13 protein-coding genes are annotated in these 14,063 nt (G+C 60.9%); 4 read left to right on the forward strand and 9 right to left on the reverse strand.

Translation table 11 applies throughout. The features are described 5' to 3' along the window. Positions 1-73: 73 nt before the first annotated feature. The 5 genes from kdpC to EAY64_RS01980 form a co-directional block, all read right to left on the reverse strand. Positions 74-646: a potassium-transporting ATPase subunit KdpC gene (kdpC, locus tag EAY64_RS01960; protein WP_103523105.1), complete on the reverse strand. Its 573-nt coding sequence runs from the start codon at positions 644-646 to the stop codon at positions 74-76. Positions 647-674: 28 nt separating this feature from the next. Continuing rightward, entirely contained in the window at positions 675-2,798 is a 2,124-nt protein-coding gene (kdpB, locus tag EAY64_RS01965; protein ID WP_103523106.1) for a potassium-transporting ATPase subunit KdpB, read from the reverse strand. Positions 2,799-2,837: 39 nt separating this feature from the next. Continuing rightward, positions 2,838-4,646, reverse strand: coding sequence for a potassium-transporting ATPase subunit KdpA (gene kdpA, locus EAY64_RS01970; RefSeq protein WP_103523107.1), 1,809 nt, complete (start codon positions 4,644-4,646; stop codon positions 2,838-2,840). Position 4,647: 1 nt separating this feature from the next. Then, positions 4,648-4,737, reverse strand: coding sequence for a K(+)-transporting ATPase subunit F (gene kdpF, locus EAY64_RS01975; RefSeq protein ID WP_103523108.1), 90 nt, complete (start codon positions 4,735-4,737; stop codon positions 4,648-4,650). A 318-nt stretch (positions 4,738-5,055) separates the two neighbouring features. Further along, the gene (locus tag EAY64_RS01980) at positions 5,056-5,247 is read right to left on the reverse strand and encodes a hypothetical protein (RefSeq protein ID WP_059285177.1); all 192 of its coding nucleotides are present in this window, start codon (positions 5,245-5,247) and stop codon (positions 5,056-5,058) included. 297 nt (positions 5,248-5,544) lie between these two features. Here EAY64_RS01980 and EAY64_RS01985 point away from each other — a divergent pair, with 297 nt between their 5' ends. Beyond that, positions 5,545-6,315 carry a sulfite exporter TauE/SafE family protein gene (locus EAY64_RS01985; RefSeq protein WP_103523109.1) on the forward strand — a complete coding sequence of 257 codons (771 nt, stop codon included), beginning with the start codon at positions 5,545-5,547 and terminating at the stop codon, positions 6,313-6,315. 65 nt (positions 6,316-6,380) lie between these two features. Here the strand turns inward: EAY64_RS01985 and EAY64_RS01990 are convergent, their stop codons facing one another. After that, complete coding sequence (locus EAY64_RS01990) at positions 6,381-7,100, reverse strand: GntR family transcriptional regulator (protein ID WP_103523110.1); 720 nt, start codon at positions 7,098-7,100, stop codon at positions 6,381-6,383. 345 nt (positions 7,101-7,445) lie between these two features. Here EAY64_RS01990 and EAY64_RS01995 point away from each other — a divergent pair, with 345 nt between their 5' ends. Continuing rightward, on the forward strand, positions 7,446-7,868 hold the full coding sequence (locus EAY64_RS01995) for an acyl-CoA thioesterase (protein WP_103523111.1): 423 nt from the start codon (positions 7,446-7,448) through the stop codon (positions 7,866-7,868). A gap of 22 nt (positions 7,869-7,890) precedes the next feature. Here the strand turns inward: EAY64_RS01995 and mnmC are convergent, their stop codons facing one another. Continuing rightward, the gene (gene mnmC, locus EAY64_RS02000) at positions 7,891-9,867 is read right to left on the reverse strand and encodes a bifunctional tRNA (5-methylaminomethyl-2-thiouridine)(34)-methyltransferase MnmC2/FAD-dependent 5-carboxymethylaminomethyl-2-thiouridine(34) oxidoreductase MnmC1 (RefSeq protein WP_103523112.1); all 1,977 of its coding nucleotides are present in this window, start codon (positions 9,865-9,867) and stop codon (positions 7,891-7,893) included. A 121-nt stretch (positions 9,868-9,988) separates the two neighbouring features. Continuing rightward, positions 9,989-11,029: a tRNA 2-selenouridine(34) synthase MnmH gene (mnmH, locus tag EAY64_RS02005; protein ID WP_103523113.1), complete on the reverse strand. Its 1,041-nt coding sequence runs from the start codon at positions 11,027-11,029 to the stop codon at positions 9,989-9,991. An 18-nt stretch (positions 11,030-11,047) separates the two neighbouring features. Here mnmH and selD point away from each other — a divergent pair, with 18 nt between their 5' ends. Next, positions 11,048-12,088, forward strand: a complete 1,041-nt coding sequence (gene selD, locus EAY64_RS02010) for a selenide, water dikinase SelD (RefSeq protein ID WP_103523114.1) — start codon at positions 11,048-11,050, stop codon at positions 12,086-12,088. A gap of 58 nt (positions 12,089-12,146) precedes the next feature. On the opposite strand, the gene EAY64_RS20320 is transcribed toward selD, so the two are convergent. Then, positions 12,147-12,503: a hypothetical protein gene (locus EAY64_RS20320; RefSeq protein WP_158604593.1), complete on the reverse strand. Its 357-nt coding sequence runs from the start codon at positions 12,501-12,503 to the stop codon at positions 12,147-12,149. On the opposite strand from EAY64_RS20320, the gene EAY64_RS02020 reads away from it, so the two are divergent. Then, positions 12,502-14,063, forward strand: a 1,562-nt coding sequence (locus EAY64_RS02020; protein WP_158604594.1) for a methyl-accepting chemotaxis protein, incomplete at its 3' end; no start/stop codon positions are given. The genes EAY64_RS20320 and EAY64_RS02020 overlap by 2 nt on opposite strands.

A 14,063-nucleotide genomic window follows, 5' to 3' on the forward strand; every position in this document is an offset into this window, starting at 1 on the left:
TGCCGGTAAGGGCAGGGCGATAGCGCTGCGCATCCGGCCGGGACCGGATGCGCAGATCAAAGCGGCAGCGGCTTTACTTCACCGCATCCAGTGCCAGGTTCAGTTCCAGCACGTTGACCCTGGGTTCTCCCAGCAGGCCGAAGGTTTCGCCAATGATGTGATCATCCACCAGTTGGTGCAGGCGTGCCAGCGGCATGCCACGGGCGTGGGCGACACGCTCCAGCTGGTAATAGGCGGCAGCCAGCGATATTTCCGGGTCCAGGCCGCTGGCCGATGCGGTGACCAGATCAACCGGAACGATGGCCGTCTGCGTGGGGTGAGCCTGGCGCAGGTGGTCGAGATTGGCCTTTACCGCATCCAGCTGGGCCTTGTTGGTGGGGCCGAGGTTGGAGCCGCCGGAACTGCCGGCATTGTAAGCCATGGGGCTGGTGGCCGACGGCCTGCCCCAGAAATACTTGTCGCCGGAAAACTGTTGACCAATCAGGCGGGAGCCGATGATCTGGCCATCTTTTTCGATCAGGCTGCCATTGGCCTGCTGCGGAAACAGCGCCTGGGCCAGGGCTGTGGTCAGCAGCGGATAGGCCAGTCCGGTCAGCAGGGACAGGATGGCAAACAGCAGCAGTGCGGGTCGCAGAGTCTTGAGCATGATGAGTTCCTTGTGTGGGCGGGCCGGTTTACACCAGGCCCAGGCTGCCCAGCAGCATGTCGATCAGCTTGATGCCGGCAAAAGGCAGCAGCAGGCCGCCCAGGCCGTAGATCAGCAAATTGCCGCGCAGCAGTTCGGCCGCGCTTCTGGCGTGGTATTTCACCCCCTTGAGGGCCAGCGGAATCAGCACCACGATGATCAGCGCATTGAATACCACCGCCGACATGATGGCCGAGGCCGGGCTGTTCAGGCCCATCACGTTCAGCGCATTCAGCTGCGGATAGGTGCTGGCAAAGGCCGCCGGGATGATGGCGAAGTACTTGGCCACGTCGTTGGCGATGGAGAAAGTGGTGAGCGAGCCACGGGTCATCAGCATCTGTTTGCCGATTTCCACGATCTCGATCAGCTTGGTGGGGTTGGAATCCAGATCCACCATATTGCCGGCCTCTTTCGCCGCCTGGGTGCCGGTATTCATGGCCACTGCCACATCGGCCTGGGCCAGCGCCGGTGCGTCGTTGGTGCCATCGCCGGTCATGGCCACCAGCTTGCCTTCGGCCTGATGGCTGCGGATCAGCTTGAGCTTGGCTTCCGGGGTGGCTTCGGCCAGGAAATCATCCACGCCGGCTTCGGCGGCAATGGCGGCGGCGGTCAGCGGGTTGTCGCCGGTGATCATGATGGTCTTGATGCCCATCTGGCGCAGCTCGGCAAAGCGCTCCTTGATGCCGCCCTTGACGATGTCCTTGAGTTCGATCACCCCCAGCGCACGGTTGCCTTCGGCCACCAAGAGCGGGGTGGAACCACGCCGCGCCACTTCATCGGCGCTCTTGCTCAGCGCATCGGGGAAGATCCCGCCTTGCTCGGCGATATGACGGCGAATGGCGTCGATGGCCCCCTTGCGGATCTGCCGGCCATCGTAGTCGATGCCGCTCATGCGGGTTTGCGCGGTAAACGGGATGAAGGTGGCTTCGTGGCTGGCCAGCTCGCGTTCGCGCAGGGCGAATTTCTGCTTGGCCAGCACCACGATGGAACGGCCTTCCGGGGTTTCATCAGCCAGCGAGGCCAGCTGTGCGGCATCGGCCAGCTGTTGTTCGCTGATGCCCGGTGCCGGCACGAATTGCGAAGCCTGACGGTTGCCCAGGGTGATGGTGCCGGTCTTGTCCAGCAGCAGCACGTCCACGTCGCCCGCCGCTTCCACGGCACGGCCGGAGGTGGCAATCACATTGGCCCCCATCATGCGGCTCATGCCCGCCACGCCAATGGCCGACAGCAGGCCGCCGATGGTGGTGGGAATCAGGCAGACCAGCAGCGCCACCAGGGTGGTGATGCTGATGGGCGAGCCGGCCTTGGCCGCATCCACACTGAACAGCGAGTAGGGCAGCAGGGTGACGGTGACGATCAGGAAGACAATGGTCAGCGCCACCAGCAGGATGGTGAGGGCGATTTCATTGGGCGTTTTCTGACGCTTGGCGCCTTCCACCATGGCGATCATGCGGTCGAGGAAGGTTTCGCCGGGATTGGCGGTAATCTTCACCACGATCCAGTCCGACAGCACGCGGGTGCCGCCGGTGACCGAGGAAAAATCACCGCCGGATTCCCGGATCACCGGCGCGGATTCGCCGGTAATGGCCGATTCGTCCACCGAGGCCACGCCATCGATGACTTCACCATCCACCGGGATGACATCGCCGGCTTCCACCAGCACGATGTCGCCCTTTTTCAGGCTGTGGCCATCGACAATGGTGACGCCAGCGTCGCGGCGCGGGCCGGACAGCTTTTTGGCCACCACGTTTTTCTTGGCCGAGCGCAGGCTGGCAGCCTGGGCCTTGCTGCGGCCCTCGGCCAGTGCTTCGGCAAAGTTGGCAAACAGCACGGTAAACCACAGCCACAGGGCAATGGCCAGGATGAAGCCGGGGGCGGCCTCGCCCTTGCCGGCCAGCGCCTGCAGCCACAGGGCGCTGGTGAGGATGCTGCCTACATAGACGACAAACATCACCGGATTACGCCACTGGGTACGTGGCGACAGCTTCCTGAAAGAATCGATGATGGCCGGTTTGATCAGGGCCGGGTCAAACATGCCCTTGCCCGGTTTGCTGTGCTGGCTGGCAGTGCTGTTGGCAGCCGCCGACACAGTGGAATGATTGCGATCGTTCATATTGTTTTCCTTGATCCTGTTGCGTATCCACGCTCAGGATTAATGTCCGCTCACCATTTGCAGCTGCTCCACCACCGGTCCCAGCGCCAGCGCCGGGACGTAGTTGAGCGCTCCCACCAGCAACACCGTGCCGATCAGCAGCACCACGAACAGCGGGCCGTGGGTGGGCAGGGTGCCGCTGTTGACCGCCAGGCGTTTCTTGGCAGACAGCGAGCCGGCAATGGCCAGGATGGGCACAATCATCAAAAAGCGGCCAAAGAACATGGCGATGCCGGTCATGATGTTGTAGAACGGCGTATTGGCAGACAGGCCGGCAAAGGCGCTGCCGTTATTGTTGGCAGCCGAGGTAAAGGCATAGAGGATTTCGCTGAAACCATGGGCGCCGGGGTTGGCAATGCCTGCCTTGCCGGCATCCACGCTGACGGCAATGGCGGTCAGCACCAGCACCAGGATCGGCGTCACCAGAATGGTGATGGCCGTCATCTTCATCTCATAGGTTTCAATCTTCTTGCCCAGATACTCCGGCGTGCGCCCCACCATCAGGCCGGCAATGAACACCGCCAGGATGGCAAAGACCAGCATGCCGTACAGGCCGGAACCCACACCGCCGAAGACCACTTCACCCAGCTGCATCAGGAAGGTCGGCACCAGCCCGCCAATCGGGGTGAGCGAGTCGTGCATGGCAGTCACCGCACCGCAGGAGGCCGAGGTGGTCACCACGGTGAACAGGGCGGTATCGATGATGCCGAAGCGGCTTTCCTTGCCTTCCATATTGCCGCCGGACTGCAGGCTGCTGGCCTGCTGGTCCACGCCCATGGCGCTCAGTTGCGGCACCCCGGCCTGCTCGGCGCTGGTTTCCACCACCACGGCGGTGGCAAACATCACCAGCATCGCAGCCAGAATGGCCCAGCCCTGACGGCGATCACCCACCATGCGGCCAAAGACAAAGCACAAGGCGGCCGGAATCAGGAAGATGGCCAGGTCTTGCAGGAAGTTGGACAGCGGCGTCGGGTTTTCAAAAGGATGGGCCGAGTTGGCATTGAAGAAACCACCGCCATTGGTGCCCAGCATCTTGATGGCTTCCTGCGAGGCGACCGGCCCCATCGGCAGGGTCTGCTGCTGGGTCTGACTATCCAGCATGACTGGCTTGCCATCCTTGCCGTTGACCGGGTTGCCCTTGGCATCCAGCTTGGGCTGCTGGAAATGGGTGACTTCCACGGTATGCGCTGTCTGGTAGGGCAGCAGGTTCTGGATCACGCCCTGTTGGGTCAGTGCCAGCGCGAATACCAGCGACAGCGGCAGCAGGATATATGCGGTAAAGCGGGTCACATCGACCCAGAAATTGCCTATCCGAGCCGAGCTGTGACGGGCAAAGCCGCGAATCAGCGCAATCACCACCGCTGCACCTGTCGCGGCGGACAGGAAGTTCTGTACCGTCAGTCCCAGCATCTGGGTCAGATAGCTCATGGTGGTTTCGCCGCCATAGCCTTGCCAGTTGGTATTGGTGACAAAGGAAATGGCGGTGTTGAAGGACGAATCGGGCGCCACCGCCGCCATGGCTTGCGGGTTGAACGGCAGCGCGCCTTGCAGGCGCTGCAGCCCGTACACGGCCAGCACGCCCAGCAGATTGAATACCAGCAGGGAAACCGCATAGGACTTCCAGCCCATTTCCTCGTCCTGGCGAATGCCCGCCAGGCGATAGAGCAGTTTTTCCAGTGGTGCGAGCAGGCGCAGCGGACCGGGGTTTTCACCCTGCATGATGCGGGTGATCCAGCTGGACAAGGGCCAGGCCAGCGCCAGCAAAACCAGCAGGAACAAACCCAGTTGGAGAATGGCAGGTGTGCTCATGTCAGAAATTCTCCGGTTTGAACAGTGCGTATAGCAGATAGGCCAGCAGCCCCAGGGCCAGCAGGGCGCTGATGACGTAGAACAGGTTCATGGCTATTTGCCCTCCGCGTGCTGGCAGAGCCGCACGAAAGCGAGCGTCAGCGCAGTGAATCCCAGAGTCAGGCCCAGATAGACCAAATCCATTTTGCATTTCCTTTACGAGGCGATATGTGCCAGTGAAAGGTACGCAATCGGATGTCAAAAACCTGATAAAAAGCCAAGAGGGGGGATAAAGAAACTATAAAGACGCTGCAAATGCTGCTGCGCAAGGGCAGCAGCCGGCAGAAAACGGGGAAGTAGGCGACGAAAAAGGCAGCAAGCGCCAAGAGAGTGGCGCTTTGGCAGAGTGGGGTGATGCTGCGCGGCAGCGCTAGAACAGATCGTCTTCGCTGCGCTCCGCCATGAAGCGGGCGTCATCACGGTCATGGGCACGCTGGCGGACTTTTTGCTGCCGGCAGCGTTCGGTGTCGCTCAGCTGCGGCTTGGCCACAGCGTACAGAAAACTTTCATGCTGATCGCGTGCCTGCTTGCGGCGGACACTGAGAGGAATACGGGAAATCATCCTTGCACCTCCAGATTGGGTACATCACATGCGGTCGGTTGTGCCAACCATTAAAACTTGACTGTATTTCAAACATTTGTAAAGTCTGAAACGTCGCGCAATACGCAAAATGTTGTGTGTTTGCCGCGACAGTCTTCACTAGCTATGGTTATTTTTAGCAGATTTGCTGCTGAATTGCCGGCCAGCGCTGGCTATGACACATCATAGATTTATATCGAATATTGATTAAATCAAACAATCTAGTTGGTTATATGTTGTGTGCAGTAGGATAGCGCCAGAACTTAGTTTGGAGCTGTCATGGAGTTGGGATACGCAGTGGCTGGTCTGGTGGTGGGCTTTATCGTCGGGCTGACCGGGGTAGGGGGTGGTTCCCTGATGACCCCAATCTTGCTGTGGTTTGGCATTTCGCCAGCAACAGCAGTCGGTACCGACCTGCTATACGCCGCCCTGACCAAGGCTGGTGGCGTGTTCGTCCATCACAAGCAGAAGCACGTCGACTGGAAGCTGACTGCCTGGCTGGCTGCCGGCAGTGTGCCGGCATCGCTGTTGACGCTGGGTCTGCTGTCCTGGCTGCACTTGTCCAGTCATGCGCTGGATTCGGTATTCAAGCTGGTGCTGGGTGTGGCGCTGCTGTTGACTGCCGCTTCCATCCTGCTCAAACCCCGCCTGATCAAGCTGATTAATCCGCAGGGCCACCCGCCGGCTGAATTTGTATTGAAACCGCTGCCTACCGTACTGATTGGCATCGGCCTGGGCGTGCTGGTTACGCTTAGCTCCATCGGTGCCGGTGCGCTGGGTACGCTGGCCCTGTTCCTGCTTTATCCGGCCCTGCCCACCACCCGCCTGGTCGGTACGGAAATCGCCCATGCCGTCCCGCTGACCCTGGTTGCCGGCCTGGGCCATGCCAGCATGGGCAATCTCAACTACATGCTGCTGCTGAATCTGCTGATGGGTTCGCTGCCTGGTATCTGGCTGGGCAGTAAGCTCACCCGTCGCCTGACTGACTCCTGGCTGCGGCCGGCGCTGGCGGTGATGCTGGCGGTCGTAGGTGCGAAACTGGTGATGTAATGCCCGGTGTGCTGCAATGAACAAGAGCCGCTATTGCGGCTCTTTTTTATTATCTCCGGTGCGACTCAGTCCTGGCTTGCCAGGCGTGGCTTGCGCCCACGTTTGTTGCCCGGGGTGCTCTGGTGGGCCAGATACCAGGCTTCCAGCGCTTCTTCGGCATGCATGATGTGCTGCTTGAGAAAGGCAGCGGCGCTGATGGCATCTTTCTGGCGGCATAGGTCCAGCAGGTGGTTGTGCTCCAGATGCGCGCGGTCGTTGAAGCCGGTCAGCAGAATCTGCATGCGGGTGTAGCGGTCGGTGCGGTTATGTAATTGTTCGATCAGTGCCAGAGTCTGTGGTCGTCCTGCAGCCTGATACAGCGCCAGATGAAAACTGGCATTCAACAGGCCCCAGGTGGCGACATCCTGATTGTTCAGCGCAACCTCAAAGCGCGCCAGCAGCGCTTCGGCAGCTGCGATGTCCGCAGCAGTCTGGCGTGGTATGGCTTCCAGCAGCATGTCGCATTCCAGCAGCACCCGCACGCGCAGTAGTTCGACGATTTCCGGCAGGGATAACTGGCTGACCACGGCACCACGCCGTTCAATGATGCGCACCAGTCCTTCGGCTTCCAGCTGGCGCAAGGCTTCACGTACCGGTACCCGGCTGACGCCCAGTTCGCGTGACAGCGCTTCCTGCCGCAACTGGGTGCCATCTGGCCATTCGCCGGACAGAATGCGCTGGCGCAGGGTATCGGTCGCGGTGGTGGTGAGGGTTTGTTGTGGGGATTCTGTTTTTCTGGCTGGCATGTTGTGGCTCCCGTCTGGCGCTACAGTAGCACAAGCGGCAAGTGCACCACAAAACGCCGTGGGCGCCTGGCAGGGCAAGATAAAAAACGAGCCCCGGCCTTGTGGGCGGGGCTCCAGCTTGCACCTTCGCTCAGGTGACTGGCAGTCGGCAGGCAGGGGGATTAGCTCCGCCGCCACTGGCTGACAGTCATGCTGTCGTCGTATCAGGACAATTCGCCGACAGCAGCCGCAGTATGTCGGGTTCTGACCTGATGTTCTGGTGTGATTGCATGGTTTTTTTGTGACGGAATTTGACCTCAGCGTTATGATGCAATACAACATGACGTTAAGGTAAGGAGTGCTGTCTTGGAAAAATCCTATCCCATCATCGACCGCCAGACCATCACCATGCGCTGGGGCGATATGGATGCGGTTGGTCATCTCAACAATACCTATTACTTCCGCTATCTGGAGCAGATCCGCCTGAACTGGCTGGAAGCGCTGGGGCATGGCATCGATCCGCAGAGCACCGGCCCGGTGCTGGCCAGTACTTCCTGCACCTTTCGCAAGCAGTTGACTTATCCCGCAGTGGTGGAAATCACCATCGAACTGGAAAAGCTGGGCCGCAGCAGCCTGCAGCTACGCCATCATTTCTATCGCCAGGGTGATCCGGACACCGTGTATGCCTATGCCGACGTGACGCTGGTGTGGGTGGATTATCAGGCGGGGGTGCCGGTGGCCATTCCGGATGATATCCGTCAGGCCATCGGGCATGCCATTGCGGCTTGAGCATGGCTTGTGGCGGGGCTGATCAGTCCTGCTTGCGTATCAGCTTGCGCAGCAGGAAACGGCTGGGATGTACCGCCTGCATCAGCGCCTGCTGCAGTGGTGCCGCTTCATTGTCCAGATAGGCCGCCAGGATTTCGCCAGAAAGCGGCGCGGTAATCATGCCGCGTGAACCATGGGCGGTATTGACATACAGGCCGCTGATCCAGGGTGAGGCGCTATCCAGCTTGAGCGTGGCGTCGTTGGCCAGCTCGCGGTAGCACTCGGCAAACTGGCGACGATCGGTCACCGGACCGATCAGCGGCAGGTAGTCCGGGCTGGTGCAGCGGTAGGCGGCGCGGCCGCCAATGGCTTGCAGCTTGAGTCCTGCCGCACCCACCGCCTGATGCATGGCCGGAGCCAGCCCTGCCAGCATGTCCAGGTTTTCCTGGTGCTCTGCTTCATTGGGCAGCAGATTGTCTGCCTCGAACTTGAAGGTGGCACCCAGGCAGTGCTGCTGCTGCCGTGCCGGCGAAATATAGCCTTCGCCACACAACACGGTTTGCAACTGGCTGCTGGCCACGGTAGCCGCTACCGTGCTGACCTGGCCACGAATCGCTTTCAGCGGCAGGTGGCTGGTGCTGTCGAAGCGTGCCGTGTCGGCCGCCGCCGCCAGGATGACGGCACTCCCCATGGCCAGTGGGCCATTTTCATTGCTGGCCAGCCAGCATTGTTCCAGCGGGTTCCAGTCCAGCTCCAGCACCGTGCTGGAAGTACGCAGCTGGATATTGGGATGGCTGCACAGTGCATGGACCAGGCTGGGTGGATTCAGCCAGCCGCCCTGCGGGAAAAACAGTCCGCCTGCTGGTAGTGGCAGGCCGGCAATGGCGCTGGCCTCCTGCTGGCTGACCAGGCGTAGCAGGCCATCGGGTAGTCCGGCAGCGGCCAGTTGTGCCTGTCGTGCGGCTTCCTTGTCGTCTTGCGCCAGTTGCAGCACGCCACAGGCCCGCCAGCTGTCGTCACCCTGTTCCAGCAACTGGTGCAGCAGGCGCAGCGAGTAGGCATAGCCAGACAATACCAGCCGGGTCAGCGGGGTGAAGTGGGGGGAGAGCTTGGTATACAGCACGCCTTGTGGATTGCCCGAGGCGGCCTGTGCCAGCTGTGGCAGCCGTTCCACCAGTGTCACCTGCCAGCCGCGCTGGGCCAGGCTGTAGGCGGTGGAGGCGCCGGCAATGCCGCCCCCCACCACGATGGCGGAGCGTTCCTGTCCTGGCTGTGCTGCCGGGCGGGCATACCAGGGGGGAGTCCATGGCTGGGCCGGAGCGGTGACCAGCCGGCCGCAGCTCATCTCGCGCTTCTGGCCGTGGCCGGCCACCTTGCTTACGCTGAAACCTGCCTCTTTCAGACCGCGCCGGACAAAACCGGCACAGGTGAAGGTAGCGAAGGTGGCGTCTGCTGCCGACAAGCTGGCCATGGCCTGAAACAGCGCTGGCTGCCACATGTCCGGGTTTTTCGACGGGGCGAAGCCATCCAGAAACCAGGCATCAATGCGGGCATCCAGCTGTGGCAGTACCTCGAGCACATCGCCCACCAGCAGGGTGAGGATGATGCGGCCACCCTCCAGCACAAAGCGGTGCCAGCCACTGCTCAGCACATCGTATTGGCGTAGCAGCTGCTGCGCCTGGCTGGCCAGCTCCGGCCACAAGGCCAGCGCCTGGCCGAGGTCTTGCGCGGTCAGCGGGTATTTCTCAGCGCTGATGAAGTGCAGCCGGGCGGTGGCAGGGGCGTGTTGCAGGAAGTGTTGCCAGGCACAGAGAAAGTTGAGGCCAGTGCCGAAACCGGTTTCGCCGATGCTGAACTGGCCGTCGGGCGGCAGGGCAGCAAAGCGCTCGGCCAGCTGATTGTGCCTGAGAAAAACATGGCGGGTTTCTTCCAGCCCGCTGCTGCGGGAGAAATAGACATCGCCAAAGGCGACCGAGACGGGCTGGCCGTCCAGCCAATCGAGTTGTGCGTATGAGCTCATGCCGGCTGCGTGATGAATGCGATAGCGAAGGCTGCCATTCTACTCCGTCTATGGTCCTGCTTGCGCCGGATTGCATGGAAAAGATTGCAGCTGTTGCTGGTAAAACTTGTAAGGAGTGACCTTATTCGCGGATCACGCTGGCTACGGCATCCAGCAGGGCCGGGCTAAGGCCGGGGACGGTTAGCAACTGCGATTGCTGCAAGTGGGTGTAGTGGCGGTTCATCGAGCGGAAATACAAGGGGTCGTAATGCTGCACCAGCAATTGCTCCACCAGGCTGGCAAACTGGCCCTGTTCAATCATGTCCTGCCATTGCTGCAGCTGCTCACGTGAGTGCACCGCCTTGAGAAAGCCTAGCTGGGTAACCAGTCGGTCTGGTTGCTGCAGATAGAAATCATAGTCTTCCAGCAAGAAGCGCACGCGCTCGGCCAGTGCCACTTCCATGCTCAGGCATTCGCTGGCGTGCATGCGCGAAAACAGGCTGTCCGGCAGGCTGAGTGTGCCGATCTTGCGGCTTTCCGATTCGATGAACACCGGGCGCGCCGGGTCCAGCTGCAATATGGCCAGACGCAACATGCTGTCGAACCATTTTTGCGAGGGTTGGGGCTGATCGGGCAGCCGTCCCAGTACCGAGCCGCGATGCACGGCCAGGGCTTCCAGATCCAGCACCTGTTTGCCGTTGCGCTGCAGGGCATGCAGCAAACGGCTCTTGCCCGAGCCGGTGGGGCCGCAGATGACCTTGAGCCGCAGCGTGGCCGGCAGGCTGGCCAGATCGGCCAGTACCTGATGGCGATAGCTCTTGTAGCCGCCCTCCAGCTGGTGGGTATTCCAGCCGATCTGGCTGAAAATGATGGCCATCGAGGCCGAGCGCTGGCCGCCGCGCCAGCAATAGATCAGCGGCTTCCAGGATTTTGGCCTGGCATGGAAATGCTGCTGCAAGTGACGGGCGATATTCTGTGCCACCAGTGCGGCGCCCAGCTTGCGCGCTTCGAAGGGGCTGACTTGCTTGTAAAGGGTGCCCACCCGGATACGTTCTTCGTCATCCAGCACCGGGCAATTGATGGCGCCGGGCAGGTGATCTTCGGCGAATTCGGCTGGCGAGCGCACGTCGATGATCTCGTCAAACTCGGCCAGCTGTGATAGTTTCGCGACCTTGAAAAGCATGGTGGGAGTTGCCCTGAAATGGCTGAAATCAAACTGACGCAATTATCCCACGGCGGTGGCTGTGGCTGCAAAATTGCTCCTGCGGTACTGGAATCCATCCTCTCCACGGCACGGGAGAAAATGGTGTTCCCGCAGCTCATGGTTGGCACGGAAACCAGCGACGATGCCGCAGTGTACCGCCTCAACGATCAGCAGGCGATTGTTGCCACCACCGATTTCTTCATGCCCATCGTGGATGATGCCTTCGATTTTGGCCGCATCGCCGCCACCAATGCGCTGTCCGATATCTACGCCATGGGTGCCACGCCCATCATGGCGCTGGCCATTGTCGGCATGCCGGTCAATGTGTTGCCGGTGGAAACCATACGCGCCATTCTGGATGGCGGGCAGGCGGTGTGTGCTGACGCCGGCATTCCCATTGCCGGCGGCCATTCCATTGATTCGCCCGAACCGATTTACGGCCTGGTTGCGCTGGGGGTGGTTCATCCCGACCAGCTCAAGCGTAATTGTGATGCCCGCGCCGGCGATGTGCTGATCATGGGCAAGGCGCTGGGCGTGGGCATTCTGGCGCAGGCCATGAAAAAAGGCGTGCTGGATGAGGCCGGCTATCAGGCGCTGATTGCCACCACCACCCAGCTGAACAAGGTGGGTGCCACGCTGGCCGGCATGGCGGGCGTCCATGCACTGACTGATGTCACCGGCTTCGGCTTGCTCGGTCATCTGCTGGAAATCTGCAAGGGCTCCGGACTGCAAGCGCAGGTGGAGATGGCGGCGGTGCCGCTGATCCCCGCAGCGCGCCCGTTTGCCGAGCAAGGCTACGGCCCTGGCGCTATCGAGCGTAATCAGGCCAGCTTTGGCCAGCATGTCCGCTTTGCCGCTGGCCTGCCCGACTGGCAGCAGCGCGTGCTGGCTGATCCGCAAACCAGCGGTGGCCTGCTGGTCGCCGTGGCGGCCGAACAGGCTCCTGCCGTATTGGCCGCTTTCCAGGCCGCCGGTTTTGGCCAGGCTGCGGTCATCGGCCAATTGCAGGAAGGCGCGGCGCAGATCGTCGTCCGCTGAAAGCGGCTGTGTGCTGCAGGCAACACCCCAACCCGGCTCTGGCCGGGTTTTTTCATGGCTAAAGCCCGGTGCTGACGGCATGCGGGCAGACAGCAGGCTCTTGCTGCAAAAGCGGTCTATGCTGTGAATGCAGCCAGTGATTTAGCCTCGCACAAAGCATGGCCAATCTGGCCTTGTTCTTGCTTTGCTTATGGTCGACATGGGCTTGAGTGATTGCATTGACAAGCGCATGTTTCTCGCGCATTTTGCTGGTTTGCAAATATAAAGCCAGCATTTCAAAAAGACGCTGAATTATAAATAAACAATCCCGTACAACGGGTGCGGCAGTGGAGAGGGTGAGGCGAATGAAGCGAGGCATGAGCATCGGGTCGCGACTGGTATCGACCCAGGTAGTGTTGATGATGGTGGTGGCCATGAGCTTGGCGCTGCCGCTGTATGTCTTCACCGGACGGGTCATGCAGGAACGCACAGAAAAGGTCCAGTCACAGTTGCTGACCCAGTCCATCAACATGATCGATGCATTCAATGAGTCGCTCAAAATCACCACCCGCCAGTTTGAAAAAGTGTTGCTGGGTGAGATTGGCGGCGCCTTTGCCATCAACCCGGCCAGCAAGATCGACGTCTCCGGCACGGCAACCCCGGCCCTGCTGCTGGGCAGTACCGCCATCAATGGTAATAACGATATTGTCGACCGCTTTTCCTCCAAGACAGGTAATGTCGCCACGCTATTCGTCAAGGATGGTGACGATTTCGTCCGCATCGCCACTTCGGTGCTGAAGGAAGACGGCGGGCGGGCACTGGGCACCAAGCTGGATCATGCCAGCCCGGCCTATGCCCAGCTGATGAATGGCGAAAACTACTCGGGCCGGGTCGACTTGTATGGCCGCGATTACATCACCAGTTACAGCCCGATCAAGGACGCCAGCCAGAATGTGATTGGCGCCACCTTTGTCGGCGTCGGTGCCACCGAAGGCATCGCCGGGCTGTTGGTGCGTCTGTCCAAGGTGAAACTGGGCGAGGGCGGACATATCGACATCGTCGATATCAACAAGAATTCCAAATCCTTTGGCCAATACGTGCAGCACCCGAAACTGTCCGGCAGACCGGTCAGCAAGGACGTGGACGCAGCCGGCCAACCCTATGTCAACGATTTGATGGCCAGCGGGCAGGGTGCGCTAACCGTCAAGCTGCCGGGTGAAAACGGCGCGGCCGAGCATATGTTGTCCTATGCCACCTACAAGCCGTGGGGCTGGATGATTGTCAGCAACGAGACCCGCAGCGAGCTGGAAAAGGAAAATCACCAACTGCTGCTGTGGCTGGCTGGCGGTGCCGGTTTGTTGTTGCTGATCCTGGCGCTGGCCCTGCTCTTGTTTACCAACCGCCTGGTGGCGCGTCCGGTGCGCCAGCTGGTCGAGGAAGTGGGCGGCATTCGCGACAGTCGCGATTTGACACGGCGCCTCGCCATCAACCGCAAGGATGAAGTAGGGCAGGTGGCCGATGCCATGAACAGCCTGCTGGACAGCTTTCAGCAGGCGCTCAATCGCACCAGCTCGCATGCCATCGACCTGGACCATGCCGCGCAGGAACTGTCGGACAAGGCCAGCTCTGCTGCTGCCAGTTCGGGCGAGCAGCGTACCAGTGCCCAGGCCATGTCTGAGCACACCGGCATGCTGATTGCCGGGGTGCAGCAGATTGAAAAAGTAGCCAGCGAAGCCAGCGATGCCGCACGAGCCTCCAGCGAAGCGGCCCAGGCCGGTAGTGAAAGCCTGGTGGCAGCGGTCGATGGCGTCAGCCATATCTCGGCAACACTCAGCCAGGCGGCCGACAGCCTGAAGGCGCTGGAAAGCAGTGCGCAGCAGATTACCGCCATCGTCAACGTGATTCACGATATTGCCGACCAGACCAATTTGCTGGCGCTCAATGCTGCCATCGAGGCTGCCCGTGCCGGCGAAATGGGCCGTGGCTTTGCCGTGGT

It is taken from the genome of Aquitalea palustris, from assembly GCF_003693445.1.
Lineage (GTDB): Bacteria > Pseudomonadota > Gammaproteobacteria > Burkholderiales > Chromobacteriaceae > Aquitalea > Aquitalea palustris.